The following is a 17712-nucleotide window of genomic DNA, read 5'->3' as shown; positions in this document are numbered from 1 at the left end:
GGATGTCTATTCTGCTTCAGTTTTCGCCGCGCCGAATCCCGCCGCGCCGAATCCCGCCGTGGTGAGTGCAAACGCTTCGTCGAGCATCTCTCGGTCGCTGCGCCCTTCGGCGTAGTCCGAGCGGGAGGCCGTTTCGCTGATATTCGCGCAGATCCAGATTGCGTTGTTGAGCAGCAAGCTGGCGTGGAACATGCTGAGCTGTTGATCGTTTCGGTCAGCGTAATTGCGCAGGGCGTCGACGAGCGGCGCCATAAATGTGACGGGGTCTTTGTCGCTGCCGATGGTGCAGCCGGTCGCGGATGTGTCTGCAGCGCAGTGGGCGAGGTGTTCAACCACGCGGCGCAGCGTCTCGATGCTGTTGAGCGGTTCGTTGGGGTGGAAGTACAGCTCGTAGGCGAGGTTTTTCGTTGCGTCGATGACGGTCTGTCCATCTGGGGTATTGTCCACCGTCCGCGCGAGGTTGACCACCATTTCTTCGAGGTGGTGTAGTAGCGCAGCTTCGAGGTTGTGGAAGGTGCGGGTGCTGATTGCCGCTTGTTCGGCGATGTTGGCGATGGTGGTGTGTTCGGGTCCGTGGTAGACGAACAGTTCCACCGCGGCGCGTGCGATGTTGGCTCGGGTTTCGGCCTTCTTCCGGTCGCGTAGCCCCGCTGTGGTCCTGTTCGTTGTCATGGTTGGTGCCTCGTTGGGTTGTTGTGGCTTGTTGTTTTTTCGGTCGACGCCACCATGCGGCGACGCCGACGGGTCAGCTAGTGCGTGCTGTCTGCCTTCTCAGCTTCGGCATCCTTGCCGTCCAGATGGTTGAGTTGCTCACCCTCCACATCGACCTTGGGCAGGATCTTGTTGAGCCAGGAGGGGATCTTCCAGGCGTGCTCACCGAGCAGGAACATGGCTGCCGGGATGAAGGTCATGCGGACAACGAAGGCGTCGAAGAACACGGCGATTGCCAGCGCGAAGCCCATGACCTTGATGAACTGTTCGTCCATGAGCATGAATGCGGAGAACACGGAGATCATGATGAGCGCTGCTGCGGTCACCACGCGAGCGCCGTGCTTGAATCCGTTCGCCGTGGCGTTGCCTGCGGTCTTGCCGTGGGCCCAGCCTTCTCGCATGCGGGTGACGAGGAAGACTTGGTAGTCCATGGCCAGGCCGAAGACGAGGCCGATCAGCATGATGGGTAGGAAGCTGATGATTGGTTGCGGGTCGTTGACGATGCCGGCGAATCCTTCTTGCCACAGTGCCACGGTGACACCGAATGTTGCAGCCACCGAGAGGGCGAATCCCAGGGCGGCAACGAGCGGTACCCATAGTGAGCGGAACACGATCATCAGGAGGATGAATGCGAGTCCAAGCACGATCGCGATGTACGGGATCAGGGCGTCGGACAGGCGCTGAGAAATGTCCTCGTAAACGGGCGTGGTGCCTGTGATGGCGTAATCCGCACCGGTGGTGTCGGTGAATTCTGCCTTGCGGTCGCGGAGGTCGCTGAGCACCTCAGAGGCGTGCGGGTCGGTGGCACCGTACTCCGGGGTGATGAGGATTTGGGCGGCGGTTCCGAGGTCTGCGGGGTTTGCTGGGTCGGTGCTGTTGGTTGCGATGACCTGAGCGTTGGTGACCCCTGGGGTGGTGCTGATGGTCTTGAGGGTCGCAGCGGTGGCTTCAGCCTTCTGTTGAGCCTGCAGGTTGCCGTAGTCGAGGAGTGCCACCATCGGCGCGTTACGGCCGGGGCCGAAGCCTTCGTCGATCATTTCGTAGGCTGTGCGGTTGGGCGTGCCCTTGGCCATCGTGCCGTCGTTCGGCATGGCGAGGCGCAGGTTGGAAGCGGGGATGGCCAGCAGCGCGAGCACGATGACAGTAGCACCGAGCCACAGGGCGGGGTGCTTGCGGATGATGCGCACCCACTTCAGGCCTATGGTGGGGGTGGAATTTTCCGGATCCGGTGCCTTCACAATGGGTGCGCGGCCGGAGAAGACCTTGGTGCCGAAGAGGCCCACGATGGCGGGCAGCAGGGTCAGGGCCACGATGACTGCAATGGCCACGGTGCCTGCAGCGGCCAATGCCATGGCGGTGAGGAACGGAATGTTGATGATCGACAGAGCAGCCAGGGCAATGAGCACGGTCAGGCCGGCGAATACCACGGCGGAGCCTGCCTTGCCCACGGCGAGCCCGGCAAGGTGGGCTCGGTCGGTGACGGAGATTTTCTTGATCTTTTCCGCGAGTTCCTTCGGAGGCAGGTCTTCGCCGCCAACGTGGGCGATGAGCTCCGAGCGGAAGCGGGAGAGGATGAACAGGGCGTAGTCGATGCCCACGGCTAGGCCGATCATGGAGGCCAGGGTGGGGGTGAGGTCGTTGATGTTGTCGGTCAGCGCGGTGGCCGCGTAGACCAGCCCGATGCCGGTGCCCACACCACACACCGCGGTGAGTAGCGGAAGGCCGGCGGCCACGAAGCTGCCGAAGGTGACAATGAGCACGAGCGCGGCCACGGCAAGGCCCACGATCTCAGAGATGCCGCCAATGGACTTCGTTTGGAAGGCATTGCCGGACCAGCCGACCTTGAGGTCTCCGGAGTGTTCACGCACAGTGTTTTCGAACGTGGAGACTTGGTCTGAGGTGATGTCCATGGGGCTGTCGGCATTGAAGGTGATGTCGACGATGCCGGTGCGGCCGTCCTTGCTCAGCGGGCTGAGCGCGGCGATATCCTGCTTAATTTGTGGCTCGGGCACGCCTTGCGCGGCCTTGGCCTTGGTCAGTTGTTGCTCTAGCCCCTGAGCTGCGATCACAGGGGAGACCAGCGTGTCCTTCTTGGTGAGGAAGTCGAGGCCCTGCAGCGACTTCAGTAGTTCTTCAGTGCTGGCAGCGGCTGGCCCGGAGGCGAGGGTTTGTCCTTCGGGTGCTTGGATGACGAGCTTGCCCGTGGGGGCCTCGAGCGGGTTGCCGTTATCGGAGTTGGGGAATTCCTCCTGAATTTTCTCCTGGGTCTGGATGGATTCCAGGCCGGGGATGCTGAAGGAGGTGGTGGTGGGTTGGGACAGTGTTGCGGCGGCGGTGCCGACTCCGGCGATGATGAGGAGCCAGACGGCGAGGAAGCGCCATTTGTGGAGGTACGCGGCGTGGCCTACGCGATACAGGAATTGTGCCATGCGCAGAATTATTGCATAGCTATGGAAATATTGCGATGTCCGCGCAATGACCTCGTCAGCGCCACAGAGGAGCCCCAGAGGACTAGTCAGCCACGAGCGGTTCCATCGTCAGCTCTGGGTGCTCCTTCTCCACGAACGCCAGTTTCCACTTGTCGCCAAACAAGGCGATCAGTTCGCCGTCGGTTCGGGTAAATATTTCGACGCCACGCTGCTTGGCCAGCACTGGGGCGGACTCGGCATCCGTGCGGCGTGCCACCGAGTAGGGCACAGGGTCGGCGACGGTTTCCACGTTGTATTCCACGTCCATGCGGGCCTGCATCACTTCGAACTGCATGGGGCCGACGGCGGCCATGACGGGGTTGGCGTCGCCGCGGGCATCGTTGCGCAGAATCTGGACAACACCCTCGGAGTCCAGCTGTTCCAGGGCCTTGCGGAACTGCTTGTACTTGCCCAGGGACTTGGCCCGCAGGGTGCGGAAGTGCTCGGGAGCGAATTGCGGCATCGGCGGGAACTGTACTTTCTTGCCCGCGTAGATGGTGTCGCCGGGGGCTAGAGAGCCGGCGTTGACGAGGCCCACGATGTCGCCTGGGTAGGCGGCCTCCACAGTCGAGCGGGTGCGTCCGAACACGGTGAGGGCGTATTTCGTGGAGAAGGTTCGCCCAGACTGCGCGTGGGTGGCCTGCATGCCGCGTTCGAAGACTCCCGAGACGACGCGCATGAAGGCCAGCGAATCGCGGTGGTTGCGGTCCATGCCGGCCTGGACTTTGAAGATGACTCCGGAGAAGTCATCTTCCGGCTCGCGCCGGGCATCGATGGCGCCGCTGTTGCCGCCTGCTGCTGCCTCGAGCACTTTCGGGTCGCTGTCTCGTCCCGCCGGCGCTGGTGCGAGGGCGCACAGCGTGTCGAGGATCTGGTGCACGCCAAAGTTCAGCATCGCGGAGGCGAAGATGAGCGGAGAAGTGGTGCACTCCAGGAACAGCTCCTCGTCGTGGAGCGCGCCGTCTGCGGCGAGCAGCTCGACTTCCTCGGCGGCGGTGTCCCACACGTCGCCTTCCTGAGCTGCCGCTTCCTCCGGGTTGTAGTGCTCCTCGGGGGCGATCGTGGAGCCACCAGCAGTGCGCAGGAAGTGAATGTATTCCTCAGCTTCACCGTCATCGTTGATTCGCGCGAGGCCGCGGAAGTCTCCTGCTTCGCCTACCGGCCAGAACAGGGGAGTGGGCTGGAGTTGGATCTCGGTGACGATTTCGTCGACGAGCTCCAGGGGTGTGCGTCCCGGGCGGTCCCACTTGTTCACCACCGTGATGATGGGCAGGCCGCGGGCCTTGCACACGCGGAAGAGCTTCAGCGTCTGCGGCTCGAGGCCCTTGGCACCGTCGATGAGCATCACGGCGGCGTCGACGGCCGAGAGCACGCGGTAGGTGTCCTCAGAGAAGTCGGCGTGGCCAGGGGTGTCCACCAGGTTGATCATGTAGGGCTCGCCCTCGTGGCCTTCAGGGGCGTACTCGAACTGTAGGGCCGATGACGCGATGGAGATACCGCGATCTTTTTCCATCTCCATCCAGTCGGAGACGGTTGATTTGCGGCCCGCCTTCCCGTGGACGGCACCGGCTTCTTTGATCATGTGCGCGTGGAGCGCCAAGGCCTCGGTGAGGGTGGATTTACCGGCATCCGGGTGTGCGATGACGGCGAAGGTGCGGCGGCGTGCTGCCTCGGATGCGGTTGTACTCATAGTGTCCTAAGCCTAGTCGGCTCTCGTCGCCACCACCCAACCGCACCCAACCGCTATCCCCGCCGGAAGCTCCTGGCAGCCAGCGGTGCGAAGATCACCACGAACATCACAATGCCGACGAGCGACATCACCAAAGAGTGCTGCATCGGCCACACCGTGGGCTCCGGCATGGCGCCGTTGTTGCCGAACAGGGTTCGCGTGGCGTGCACCAGCGCGGATACGGGGTTCCATTCCGCGAAGACGCGCAGCACGGTAGGCATGCTGTCCGAGGGCACGAAGGCGTTGGAGAGGAAGGTCAGCGGGAACATCACCATGAACGTCGCGGAGTTGAAGGCTTCCACGGACTTGATTTTCATGCCGACCCAGATCAGCACCCACGAGAATGCCCAGCTGAAGGCCAGCAGCAGTGCCATGCCGCCGATGAAACCACCAATGCCCGCTTCCGGGCGCCAGCCCACGATGAGCCCGGTTATGACCATCGCGGAGAGCGATACCGTGTTGATGGTCAGGTCGGCAATCGTCCGAGCGATGAGCACCGCGGAGTTGGACATGGGCAGGGTCTTGAAGCGGTCGAGCAGTCCGTCCTTGCGGTCCTGGATCATAAACATGCCGGAGAACGTGGCGCCGAACACTGCGGTCTGCGCGAAGATGCCGGCCATAAGGAAGTTTGTGTAGTCCACGCCGGGCACCTTGATAGCACCGCCGAAGACTTGCGAGAACAGCAGCACGAACATGATCGGCTGCAGCACTGCCCATACGAAGACGTCTGCGGTGGAGCGGAAGCGGATGAGGTTGCGGATCGTGACCGCTCGAATGTCTGTCAGCCAGTTGCTCACTGTCCGTCACCAGCCTTTCCACCGGTCAGGGAGAGGAAAACGTCGTCGAGGGAGGGCCGCGCCATTCCGGCGTCGTGCAGCTCGATGGATGCTGCCCGCAGCTCCTCCAGAGCCTTTTGTAGAGCGTCCGGTCCAGAGTCCACCTGGCAGCTCATGGTGTTGCCTTCTCGGTGCACGTCGCCATGCGCCAGTGTCTCGAGAATCCGCGTTGCGGAGTCCACGTCGCCCTCGTCGACCACCGTGATGGATACGCGTTGACCGCCCACCTGGCTCTTGAGCTCGTCCGCGGTGCCCTCGGCGATGACGATGCCGTGGTCGATAACGGAAATCTCGTCGGCCAGTGCGTCCGCCTCTTCGAGGTATTGCGTGGTCAGCAGCAAGGTGGTGCCCTGGCGCACACGGTCGCGGATCACGTCCCACAGCGCCAGTCGAGCAGCCGGATCCAGGCCGGTCGTAGGTTCGTCGAGGAAGAGAATCTTCGGGTCGTTGACTAGCGACGCCGCCAGGTCCGCCCTGCGCCGCATGCCGCCCGAGAAACCTTTAATGGGGCGGTTGGCAGCCTTCTCCAGCGCGAAGATCTCGAGGAGTTCGTCGGCCCGGGCCTTCGCGGTGGCGTCGCCCATATGAAACAGCCGTCCGATCATCACGAGGTTCTGGCGAGCGGAGAGCTGCTCGTCGATGGTGGCGTATTGCCCTGAGGCGCCGATGATGTCGCGCACTTGCTTGCCTTGTGTGGTGACGTCGAGTCCGTCGACGGTGGCCCGGCCACTCGTGGGTTTGATGAGGGTGGTGAGGACCTTGACGGTGGTGGTCTTTCCGGCACCGTTGGGGCCGAGGAGGCCGCGGACGGTGCCTTCTTCGACGGAAAGGTTGAGCCCGGCGAGGGCGTGTACGTCGCCTCCCTTGACGGGGTAGGTTTTGCGCACGTCGCGCATCTCGATCAGTGACATGGGGGAGGGGGCTCGCTTTCCTCAGGGTGTGTAGATGTGTGGCCGTGTGTGGGGGGCTATGCAGCGGTGGGGGCAGCTTGTGGCCGCTCTTAGCGACTGTGAATCTGATTCTGTGCTGCACCGAGTCCTTGCTCCACGAGGATACCGACCGCGTCGGCGGCGGTCGCAATGCAGGAGGTGATCCACGCGGAGTCGTCCTCGTCGAAGGGGGCGAGGACGTAGTCGACCACGCCGGTGCCCTGCGGCGGGCGGCCGATGCCCATGCGAATGCGCAGGTAATCGCGGGTCCCGAGGCGCTCGGTGGTGGACTTGAGGCCATTGTGGCCGTTTTCCCCGCCACCCTTTTTGACTCGGACTGTTCCGGCGGAGAGATCGAGCTCGTCGTGGATGACGATGATGTGGTCGATGTGTTCGGGGGTAATACCGGCGCTGTCGGCCAGGGCGCGCACGGCGTCGCCGGAGTCATTCATGTACGTCGTAGATCTCGCGACAATAACCTGCGCCTCGCCCAGGGTGATCGTGGCGGCGGACGCCGGATGGTTGCGCACAGGCTGTAGCGTGGCGCCGTGGCGCTCGAGCAGCTCATCGATGGCCATGTAGCCAATGTTGTGCCGCGTGGCCGCGTACTCCGGCCCGGGGTTGCCGAGTCCGATGACCAACCAGGTTCCCTGCGGTGCATCGATGCTGCGACGCGAGCCGGTGCGCGAGCCCCCGGGCGAGCCAGCGCCCTCGCCACCAGCCTCAGCAGCGGTCGCGTGGTGAGAAGAGCGGGAGAATAGCCGGTTGAAGAAGTGGGAGATTCGAGACACGACAGTCAGTGTCTCACACTGTGCTGCGAAGCCACGCCTTGCCCAGCAGTGATCATGCCTGACCGGTGATGATCACCCGTTCGACCGCGTCGGCCGCATCGGCGCACATGATCGCCACGTCCGCGTCCTCGCTTTTAGGGAACGGCTTGAGGACGTAAGCCGCCGGATCCATCCTGCCCGGGGGCCGGCCGATGCCGCACGATAAGCGCCAGTAATCCTTCGTGCCTAAGGAGGAGCTGATGGATCTCAGGCCGTTGTGCCCCTTGTCGCCACCGCCGCGTCGCAGTTGTGTATCGCCTGGGTCGCGTTCGAGGTCGTCGTAGATAACGATGAGGTGCTCTGCGGGGATCTTGTAGAATTCGGCGAGCGCTTTCACCGGTCCTCCGGAGACGTTCATATACGTCCGCGGGTACGCCAGGATTGCTTTGTGACCCGCCCCCACCGGCCCGATGGTGACGTCAGCGACCTCTGTATTGGTGCGCTTGTGGGTGGCGAAACTCGCCTGCGGCACCTGCCTGCCGGCCAGTTCTCCGAGCACCATCCGCCCTACGTTGTGGCGCGTGTTGGCGTATTTCGGCCCGGGGTTGCCGAGACCGATGATGAGCCAGGGGGTGCCCTCAGGGATGGGTGAGCCGGTTGCCCCCTTCTGTGTCCGTCCTGCGCGGGGTGTCTTTGTTGGTCTTTGTTTCGACGCCATCACACTGGGCATTGTCTCACATCGGGGTCATCCGGCAGCACGGCCATGGCTCCCGTACGTTCTCTTTACCGAGTTGCCTGCGCAGTAGTCATGGCAAAAAAGTCATTGCAGAAATGACAAGAGCGGCGGGATCTTCCGCTCAGTGCTGCTTGTTATCACTGAGCGGACGATCCCGCCGCTAGGCCACCAGTGCCGGAGCGCTGGGGTACTGACACACAAGTGCGTCAGCGGGGGAGAGGGGATTACTCCTCGGAGTCGTTGTCCTCGGAGCCTTCGCCGGTGGTGCCTTCCTCGGTACCTTCCTCGTCGGCAGCCTCGCCGAGAGCCTCGTCCTCGCCCTCTTCGCCGGGCTCAGGCAGCTCTTCTTCCTCGGGCTCGACGATGTTGATGATGAGGGTCTCCGGGTCGGAGACCAGGGAAGCGTTGCCCGGCATCTGAACGTCGCCAGCGGTGATCTGGAAGCCGATTTCCTTGCCCTCGATGTCGAGAACGATCTCTTCCGGGATGTTCATGACGTCGGCCTCGATGGTGATGACGTCCGCATCCTGGGTAACCAGTGCGCCCGGAGCAGCCTCGCCCTGGAAGACGACCGGCACGTCGACCTCGACCTTTTCGCCGCGCTTCACGTTGAGCAGGTCGGCGTGGTCAACGTCGAGGGTCAGAACGTTCTGATCCACGGCCTTGATCATGACGAGGTGGTCCTGGCCTTCAACCTCGAGCTCGAGGACGGCGTTGACGCCCTCGTTACGCAGGATTGCCTGGAACTCCAGGATGTCGACGTGAACGTGCATCGGGTCGAGGCCGTTGCCGTAGACGACGGCGGGGATGCGGAAGTCGCGGCGCAGGCGACGGGAAGCGCCCTTGCCGAACTCGGTGCGCAGTTCGCCCTTGAGGCGGGTGATGTTGTGAGCCATGGGTTCTCCTTGGGGTAATGAACGGTTGTGTCGTGAACGTTGCTGTTCTTGGTGCGCGCCTCTTGGGGTTAACCAATGAGCACGCTGCGTTGCAGGTACCGCGGGCATGAAAAAAGCCGCGGCGTCTCGCGGCGGCAATAGTGTGTCCATTGCACCCAAAGTGACCTCTGGCTGATCCGTGCCTGCTTGTCCTACTGGACGAACACACAGCGGGTGCCTCGTGAGCACTTTGCGGTGAAAGTGGGTTTGTCGCGCCGATAACGGCCAGCCGAAGCCAGCCCTCGCCGAGATGCAGCAATCATAATAACAAAGCGCCGCCCGGTTAGGAAAAACCGGTGCGGCGCGGGTGATTCGCTCGAATTACTCGAACAGGGTCGTCACGGAACCGTTCTCGAAGATCTCGTGGATGGTCTTGGCGACCAGCGGCGCGATCGGCAGCACGGTGAGGTTGTCCCAGCCCTCGGTGGACTGCGGCAGGGTGTCGGTGGTGATGATCTCGCGGGCACCGCAGTTGCTTAGGCGCTCGCGGGCGGGGCCGCTGAACACGCCGTGGGTGGTGGCGATGATGACATCGCCTGCGCCGGCTTCGCGCAGCACGCCCACGGCGCCGGCGATGGTTCCGCCGGTGTCGATCATGTCGTCGAGCAGCACGCAGGTGCGGCCTTCCACGTCGCCGACCACGCGGTTGGAGGTCACCTCGTTGGCGACGTCAACGGAGCGGGTCTTGTGGATGAAGGCCATGGGGGCATCGCCCAGGGTGTTGGCCCACTTCTCGGCGACCTTCACGCGGCCGGCGTCGGGGCTGACCACGCAGATGTTGTCCAGGTTGTAGTTCTGCTTGACGTAGTCGGTGAGGATCGGCATGGCGTGCATGTGATCGACCGGGCCGTCGAAGAAGCCCTGGATCTGGTCGGTGTGCAGGTCCACGGACACGATGCGGTCGGCACCTGCGGTCTTGAGAAGGTCGGCGACCAGGCGGGCGGAGATCGGCTCGCGGCCGCGGTGCTTCTTATCCTGGCGTGCGTACGGGAAGAAGGGCAGCACGGCGGTGATGCGCTTCGCGGATCCGCGCTTGAGCGCGTCGATCATGATGAGCTGCTCCATCAGCCAGTTATTCAGTGGCTGGGGGTGGGACTGCAGCACGAAGGCGTCGGAGCCGCGGACGGACTCTTCGAAGCGGACGAAGATCTCGCCGTTGGCGAAGTCGCGCGCGGTGGTGGGGGTGACCTCGATGCCTAGCTCGCGGGCTACGGCCTCGCCCAGAGCGGGGTGCGCGCGGCCGCTGAACAGCATCAGGTTCTTTTGGTTGTCGATCCAATGGGTGGTGGACACGTGTTGTCTGACCTTCCGAAAGTTGTCCAATGGTGTTGCGTCCACGCACGTACTGCGAGCGGACGCTCCCGAGCTAAAACCAGGCTAAGACCCAAGCTAAACCGCAGCGACACCGTCACACAAGCACAGCGGGTGCGAATCAGCCGAATAAGCCTTTTCCCAGTTTAGTCGAGATCATTCCTCGCGTTGCTGCGGGGTAGTGGTGGGGGAGCCACCGTTGGCGACGCGCTGGGCGGCTTCCTCGCCGGCCTTCGCTGCTGCGGAGCCGGGGCGCTTCTTTGCCACCCAGCCCTCGATGTTGCGCTGGTGTCCGCCGGAGACGGCGAGGGCTCCCGGCGGCACGTCGTCCTTGAGCACGGTTCCGGCGCCGGAGTAGGCACCATCGCCGACGACGACGGGCGCGATGAACATGGTGTCCGAGCCGGTGCGCACGTGCGATCCCACGGTGGTGTGGTGCTTGTTCACACCGTCGTAGTTCACGAACACGCTGGATGCGCCGATGTTGGAGTATTCGCCGATGGTGGCGTCGCCCACGTAGGTCAGGTGCGGCACCTTGGAGCCGCGACCGATGTTGGCCTTCTTGGTTTCGACGAATCCGCCGAGCTTGCCCTCGTCGCCGAGCACGGTGCCGGGGCGCAGGTAGGTGAAGGGGCCGACTTCGGCGTTGGCGCCGATGGCGGCGTCGATGCCGTGGGTGCGGATTACGGACGAGCCTTCCCCGACCGTGACGTTGGTGAGCGTGGTGTCTGGGCCCACGGTGGCGTCGTCGGCGATGGAGGTGCGGCCGAGCAGCTGGGTGCCGGGCAGGATGGTGACGTCCTGGCCGATGGTGACGTCCACGTCGATGCGCGTGGTGCGCGGGTCGATGATGGTGGCTCCGCCTCGCATGGCGGCTTCGACGGTGCGGCGATTGAGCTCGGCGCCGGCTGCGGCTAGTTGTACTCGGTCGTTGACGCCAGCAAGTTCGCGTGCGTCTTCGGCCATGTGGGCTCGCACGGGGTGTCCCTCGGAGCGGGCGATGCTCAGCACGTCGGTAAGGTAGAGCTCACCTTGAGCGTTGTTGGTGTTCAGGCCACTGAGGGCGCTGCGCAGGATGGCGGCGTCGAAGGCGAAGACGCCGGAGTTCACCTCGGTGATGCGGCGCTGATCTTCGGAGGCGTCTTTTTCTTCGACGATGGCGGTCACTTCGCCGTCGTCGGAGCGCAGGATGCGGCCGTATCCGGTGGGGTCGTCCTGTTGGACGGACAGTACGGTCACGGCGGTGGGGACCTCGGTGTGGGCGGTGATGAGCCGGTCAAGGGTGGCGCTGGTGAGCAGCGGCACGTCGGCATTGGTGACGATCACGGTGCCCTCAAAGCCGTCCAGCTCGGCCATGCCGCACTGCACGGCGTGGCCGGTGCCGTTTTGTTCTTCCTGAACGGCGGTGGCGATGGGCCGATCCAGCTCGCCGGCGACCTCGTCGACGGCGGGGCCGACCTGCTCACGGCCGTGGCCGATGACTGCCACGATATGATCGGGGTTCACTCCGGCGGCGGCGTGCAGGCTGTGGGAGAGCAGGGTGCGCCCGCCGATGGCGTGGAGCGTCTTCTGCGTCTTCGACTTCATGCGCGTTCCCGCGCCCGCTGCGAGCACGATCACGGCGGTGTGTGCTGCGGAGGAGGGGAGCGAGGAGTTGTCGCTGGGCTGGCGTGCTGTGTCGTCGGTTGTCGTCACGGTTATGTGTGGTCCTTCGGTCCTTAGTGGGGCTTGTAGTAAAGCTAGTAAAAGCTAGAAAAGCTAGTAATGCTTCTGTATGGGTGTTTACGGTCGAGCGGCTGCGCGAGTAGCCCGGCCGCTCGTTGTTCTAGCCGGTTATTCTCCCCAGCATAGTGATGGCTGCCTCATTCTCAACGAGTTCTGGCCAGTTCCCGTCAGTTCCAGCGACTTCCCACCAGCGGCACCAGCTTGTCCGCTCGGCCTACTGCTTACCCAGCGACACCTCGGGCAGCGTGTGCGAGAGCGCCGCACCGGTGAAGCCGAACAGCGCCAGCGCCGCCAGCGCCCACTGCGGACCACCGATGGCCAGCACAGACGTGAAAGCACCAACGATGAGCAGAAGGATGCCCATGAGCGTGTTGGCCACGGACACGTAGCGTGTGCGCTGTTCGCCTTCGGCCATGTCCACGATGTATGTGCTGCGGGCCACGCGAATGGCGGCGTGCGCGAGCGACACCACGAAGAACGCCACGGGCAACCACCAGATCAGGGCTATTTCGGCTCCAGTTCGGTCGGGTGTCTGTGGGTTGCTGGTGGCGTCGGATATCAGGGTGAGAACCACCGTGATCACCAGGATCGTCGACGCCAACAGGGCGGCCCCCGTCATCGTGTTGCGACTGGAAACATCAGAGAGCCACCCCGACACGCGGCCAGCCAGCAGCGAGGCCACGCCGGAGGCGAGCACGAAGGTGCCGAGGCCGGTGAAGATGCTGGCGGCGAGACCGTCGGCGCGGACGTGGCTGGCGATGGCGACGATGAATGTCGGCGACAGGGCACTGGTGAGCAGCAGGGTACGGACGATGACGAAGCGGCGGAAGGCGGGGTCGGAGCTCAGCAGGTCGCGGATGTCGACCCAGACTTGGCGCAGCCAGCCGTCCTCTTTGGAGGGGACGTTGCCGACGTCCTCCACGACCTGCTCGCGGATGCCTCTAAAGAACATGATCGCGGCGACCCAGGAGAGCGCGGCGATGACGAACAACACGGCAAAAGTTGTGGTCGTGAGGTCGCCGCGCAGCGCTTGCAGCACGATGCCCACGACGATCGCGACCGCGCCCGAGAGCGTGGTGGCGAAGCCGGTGAGGTGGCCGCGGTAGCCCTTGGGCACCACGCGGCCGGCGACGTCCTTGCTGGTCAGCGAGACCAGCGCGCGGGCGGTGGCGAGCAGCGCCAGGGAGGCCAGAATGAGCAAACCCGCTACCGTGCCATGCGCGAACAAGGCGGTGAACAGCATAATGACGCACGCGACGGCCTGGCCAGCGGCGCCGACGAGCATGAACGGCAGCCGGCGATGGAAGTGTTGCAGCCACGGGCGCAGGAACGCCTGGGGGAGCATGGAGCCGGACTCGCGCACCGGGACGAGGAAGGAGATCACCCACGCGGGACCGCCGACGGAGGTGAGGAACCACGGCAGGACGGTCTTGGCGGAGACGATCTGATCGCCGATGTTTTGCGCGCCGAAGCCGAGGGAATAGCGCCCGGAGTTTTCCTCCACGTTGTCGAGGTCGGAATCGGGCGGGGTGCCGACGAACTTGTCGGTGAACCACTTCCAAGAAATGTGCATAAAAAAGCTCTCCCACCAGGACTCGAACCTAGAATGACGGTACCAAAAACCGTAGTGTTGCCAATTACACCATGGGAGACCGCGCGGTACGCGCACCGGTCACATTACATGAACCTCTCTGCCGGTTAGAAATAGATGGGTGGAATAAGAGGTTCCTGCCCCGTGGTTAGACTTAATGATCATGACCACACCCCATGGTAATCCCCGTATCCCGTCCGCCAACTCGCCCAGTCTGGAGGGCGTGCTGCGCGCCGCCGCCCAGGATGACAAGCTGCGCGGCATGCTCACGCATGTGGGGGAGCCGAGCCTGCACATGCAGGCACCCGATGGCGCGTGGCCGTTCGTGGTGGGCGCGCTGGCGCAGCGCAGCCCCGTGTTGGTGGTGACGGCCACGGGTAGGCAGGCCCAGGACCTCACGACGGTGTTGAAGTACATGCTCGGGGAGGCGGTGGAGCTGTTCCCGTCGTGGGAGACGTTGCCGCACGAGAAGCTGTCGCCTGCCGTGGAGACGGTGAGCACGCGGATGCGGGTGCTGCGGCGCCTGGCTCTGGCTAGCGGTGCAGCGGGCACGGCAGCCAATAAGGCAGCCACCGACCCGCAGGGCCCGCTGAAGGTCGTCGTGGCCCCGACGCGCGCGCTGGTGCAGCCGGTGCAATCCAATCTGGGCGCCGTGGAGCCGATCCGCCTGGCCGAGGGGGAGGAGCTGGAGTTTGATTCCCTCCAGCAGCGCCTCGTGGAGCTGGGTTACAGCCATGTCGATGTGGTGGGCAAGCGCGGTCACTTCGCCATCCGCGGCGGCATCGTGGATATCTTCCCCGCCACGGAGGAGCTGCCCGTGCGCGTGGATTTCTGGGGTGATGAGGTCAGCGAGGTTCGCCCGTTCAACGTGGGCGATCAGCGCACCATTCCTGGGGTCGAGGCCCCGGAGGTGTTCGTGTACCCCTGTCGTGAGCTCATCATCACCGATGAGGTGGCGGGCAAGGCCGCGAAGGCTGCCCAGGACCTTGCGGGTCAGGCGGAGCTTGCGGAGATGCTGGACAAGATCAGCCAGAAGATCCAGGTCCAGGGTATGGAGTCGCTCATTCCGTTGCTGCACACCGCACCGATGGTGGCTCTTCCGGAACTCATGCCTGATCGCACGCACACTATTGTGGTGACGCCCGCAGCCGTGGAACGCCGGGCTGTGGATCTGGCGGAGACAGGGCAGCAATTCCTGGAAGCCGGCTGGGACGTGGCGGCGATGGGCGGCGATGCGCCCGTGGACGCCGCCGGGGTGACGGGCGATGTGGCCTACCTCAGCGTGGCTGCCGTGCAGAAAACTCAGCAGAAGTTGGGCCGGCCGTGGTGGACGCTGTCGCCGCTGGGCATGGCCGACTTCAGTGCCGGCGTTGCAGATGCCGCAGCTGCCCCAGATTCCACTGATGCCGCAGGCGACGTGCTCACCCTCGAGTACGAGTCCGCCCCGCGCCCGCACGGTGACATGGATGCCATCGGCACCCTCATGTCGGACGTGCGCAAGCGCGTGGAATCCGGCGGGCGCGTGGTCTTCGCAGCCCCGACCCCCGCGGTGGCCGCGCGCATGCTGCGCCGCTTTCACGAGGCGGGCATCGCCGCCGAGGCCGTGGGTGTGGACCTGACCGGTGCCCACGGCTTGGGGCGGCTGCGCAAGCCCAAGCACACCACCGCCGATGAGCCCGCGCCGGGGCAGGTCACCATTCTCCACGCCGTGGCGTTTGAAGGGTTGCAGTTCCCCTTCGCCGGTGATGCCAAGCGCTCCAGCTTGCTGTTTTTTACGGAAACGGACCTCACCGGCAACCGTGTGGACGCCAAGGCCACGGGCAAGCGCAAGCCTGCGAAGAAGCGCAACCGCGTGGACCCGCTGGCCCTGGAGCCCGGCGATCTGGTGGTTCACGATTCCCACGGCATCGGCAAGTTCGTGACCATGATGGAGCGCACCATCGGCAAGGGGGCGGATGCTTCCCGCCGCGAGTACCTGGTTCTCGAGTACGCTCCGTCCAAGCGCGGCGGCCCAGGCGATCAGCTGTACGTGCCGATGGATCAGCTGGATCTGCTCTCCCGGTACGTGGGTGGGGAGAAGCCTGCGCTGTCCAAGATGGGCGGCGCGGACTGGAAGAACACGAAGCGCAAGGCCCGCGGCGCCGTCCGCGAGATCGCCGGTGAGTTGGTGCAGCTCTATGCGGCTCGTCAGGCCGCGCCGGGGTACGCGTTTGCTCCCGATTCCCCGTGGCAGCGGGAGATGGAGGAGGCCTTCCCCTTCACCGAGACCGAGGATCAGTTCAACGCCATCGAGGCCGTGAAGGCGGACATGGAAAAGCCGGTGCCGATGGACCGCGTGATCATCGGCGATGTGGGCTATGGCAAGACCGAGGTGGCCGTTCGCGCTGCCTTCAAGGCGGTGCAGTCCGGCAAGCAGGTTGCCGTGCTGGTGCCCACCACGTTGCTGGCGCAGCAGCACATGAAGACGTTCACGGAGCGCATGCAGGATTACCCCACGACGATCCGCGAGCTGTCGCGCTTTACTTCGCCGGCGGAGTCCAAGGAGATCCTTAAGCAGATGGCGTCTGGTGAGGTGGATATCGTCATCGGCACGCACCGCCTTCTGCAGACTGGTGTGCAGTGGAAAGATCTCGGCCTGATCATTGTGGACGAGGAGCAGCGGTTCGGCGTCGAACATAAGGAGCACATCAAGTCGTTGCGCACGCACGTGGATGTGCTCACGATGTCGGCCACGCCGATCCCGCGCACGCTGGAGATGTCGATGGCGGGTATCCGTGAGATGTCGACGATCCTCACCCCGCCGGAGGATCGCCACCCGGTGCTGACCTACGTGGGCCCGCAGGAGGACAAGCACGTGGCGGCCGCGATTCGCCGCGAGCTGCTGCGCGACGGTCAGGTCTTCTACGTCCACAACAAGGTCAAGACGATTGAGCAGACGGCGTCCGATATCCGCCGCCTCGTGCCGGAAGCCCGCGTGGTCGTGGCACACGGCCAGATGAGTGAGGAACAGTTGGAGACCACGGTGCAGGGTTTCTGGGACCGAGAGTTCGATGTGCTCGTGTGCACCACGATCGTGGAGACCGGCCTGGATATTTCCAACGCGAACACCCTGATCGTGGAGAACGCTCACCACATGGGCTTGTCGCAGCTGCACCAGTTGCGCGGCCGAGTGGGCCGGTCGCGGGAGCGGGGCTATGCGTATTTCCTGTACCCGCGCGGCGAGGTGCTCACGGAGACGTCCTACGATCGCCTATCCACGATTGCCCAGAACAACGATCTGGGCGCGGGCATGGCGGTGGCCATGAAGGACTTGGAGATGCGCGGCGCCGGCAACGTGCTGGGTGCGGAACAGTCCGGCCACATCGCCGGCGTGGGCTTCGACCTCTACGTGCGACTGGTCAGCGAGGCCGTGGAGGCGTTCCGCGCGATGGCCGATGGCAAGCCGGTCGATGGCCGCGAGGAGGAGAAAAAGGAGATCCGCATCGACCTTCCCCTCGATGCGCACATCCCGGTGGAGTATATCGCCTCGGAGCGGCTGCGCCTGGAGGCCTACCGGAAGTTCGCCACGGCGGAATCGGATGAGGCGATCGAGCGCGTCATCGAGGAGCTGCGGGATCGCTATGGCGAGCCGCCGCGGGAGATCGAGCTCATCGCGGTCGTCTCGCGCCTGCGGTTGCTGTGCCGCGATCTAAAGGTGCACGAGGTGGTGGCGACAGGCAGCAAGATTAGTTTCAGCCCCATTGATTTGCAGGAATCGGGTCAGGTGCGATTGAAGCGGCTTTTCCCGGCGGCGAATTATCGCGCAACGACGAAAATTGTTCTTATTCCCGCACCGAAGGTGGGGCAGGGAATGCGTGCTGTGCCACTGCGTGATGAGGAGCTTGTGCAGTGGTGTGCCGATGCCTTGACCCAATTAGCGGGCATTCCGCAGAGGGATATTCGTGGAAAGGAACCTAATACCAGGTAGGATA

The 17712-nt window shown here is 64.1% G+C and carries 12 protein-coding genes and 1 tRNA gene; 1 reads left to right on the top strand and 12 read right to left on the bottom strand.

Going from position 1 to position 17712, the window contains the following annotated elements:
* Window positions 1-6: 6 nt before the first annotated feature.
* The 12 genes from LA343_RS10295 to LA343_RS10240 all read right to left on the bottom strand — a co-directional run bounded on the left by LA343_RS10295 (window position 7) and on the right by LA343_RS10240 (window position 13802).
* Window positions 7-672, bottom strand: a complete 666-nt coding sequence (locus LA343_RS10295) for a TetR/AcrR family transcriptional regulator (protein WP_025403248.1) — start codon at window positions 670-672, stop codon at window positions 7-9.
* Between the two features lie 77 nt (window positions 673-749).
* Complete coding sequence (locus LA343_RS10290) at window positions 750-3140, bottom strand: MMPL family transporter (RefSeq protein ID WP_025403247.1); 2391 nt, start codon at window positions 3138-3140, stop codon at window positions 750-752.
* Between the two features lie 82 nt (window positions 3141-3222).
* Window positions 3223-4869: a peptide chain release factor 3 gene (locus LA343_RS10285; protein WP_025403246.1), complete on the bottom strand. Its 1647-nt coding sequence runs from the start codon at window positions 4867-4869 to the stop codon at window positions 3223-3225.
* A 53-nt stretch (window positions 4870-4922) separates the two neighbouring features.
* On the bottom strand, window positions 4923-5705 hold the full coding sequence (locus LA343_RS10280) for an ABC transporter permease (RefSeq protein ID WP_025403245.1): 783 nt from the start codon (window positions 5703-5705) through the stop codon (window positions 4923-4925).
* Window positions 5702-6655, bottom strand: a complete 954-nt coding sequence (locus LA343_RS10275; protein ID WP_025403244.1) for an ATP-binding cassette domain-containing protein — start codon at window positions 6653-6655, stop codon at window positions 5702-5704. Before LA343_RS10275 ends, LA343_RS10280 begins: the two co-directional genes overlap by 4 nt.
* 89 nt (window positions 6656-6744) lie before the next feature.
* Complete coding sequence (pth, locus tag LA343_RS10270) at window positions 6745-7464, bottom strand: aminoacyl-tRNA hydrolase (RefSeq protein ID WP_025403243.1); 720 nt, start codon at window positions 7462-7464, stop codon at window positions 6745-6747.
* Between the two features lie 52 nt (window positions 7465-7516).
* Window positions 7517-8161: an aminoacyl-tRNA hydrolase gene (gene pth, locus LA343_RS10265; protein ID WP_081737431.1), complete on the bottom strand. Its 645-nt coding sequence runs from the start codon at window positions 8159-8161 to the stop codon at window positions 7517-7519.
* Window positions 8162-8403: 242 nt separating this feature from the next.
* Window positions 8404-9075 carry a 50S ribosomal protein L25/general stress protein Ctc gene (locus LA343_RS10260; protein ID WP_025403241.1) on the bottom strand — a complete coding sequence of 224 codons (672 nt, stop codon included), beginning with the start codon at window positions 9073-9075 and terminating at the stop codon, window positions 8404-8406.
* A 360-nt stretch (window positions 9076-9435) separates the two neighbouring features.
* Window positions 9436-10407 (bottom strand): ribose-phosphate diphosphokinase, encoded by a 972-nt coding sequence (locus tag LA343_RS10255; RefSeq protein WP_025403240.1) that lies wholly within the window; start codon window positions 10405-10407, stop codon window positions 9436-9438.
* 174 nt (window positions 10408-10581) lie between these two features.
* Entirely contained in the window at window positions 10582-12120 is a 1539-nt protein-coding gene (gene glmU / locus LA343_RS10250) for a bifunctional UDP-N-acetylglucosamine diphosphorylase/glucosamine-1-phosphate N-acetyltransferase GlmU (protein ID WP_025403239.1), read from the bottom strand.
* Window positions 12121-12364: 244 nt separating this feature from the next.
* Window positions 12365-13723: an MFS transporter gene (locus tag LA343_RS10245; protein WP_039910958.1), complete on the bottom strand. Its 1359-nt coding sequence runs from the start codon at window positions 13721-13723 to the stop codon at window positions 12365-12367.
* A 7-nt stretch (window positions 13724-13730) separates the two neighbouring features.
* A tRNA-Gln gene (locus LA343_RS10240) sits at window positions 13731-13802 on the bottom strand.
* A gap of 102 nt (window positions 13803-13904) precedes the next feature.
* Here LA343_RS10240 and mfd point away from each other — a divergent pair.
* On the top strand, window positions 13905-17708 hold the full coding sequence (mfd, locus tag LA343_RS10235; protein WP_224209159.1) for a transcription-repair coupling factor: 3804 nt from the start codon (window positions 13905-13907) through the stop codon (window positions 17706-17708).
* Window positions 17709-17712: the final 4 nt, after the last annotated feature.

The sequence above is a fragment of the Corynebacterium falsenii genome, assembly GCF_020099275.1.
GTDB classification, from domain to species: domain Bacteria; phylum Actinomycetota; class Actinomycetes; order Mycobacteriales; family Mycobacteriaceae; genus Corynebacterium; species Corynebacterium falsenii.
The sequence above is the reverse complement of the archived record's forward strand: the minus strand, read 5'-3'. Positions and strand labels throughout refer to the sequence as shown.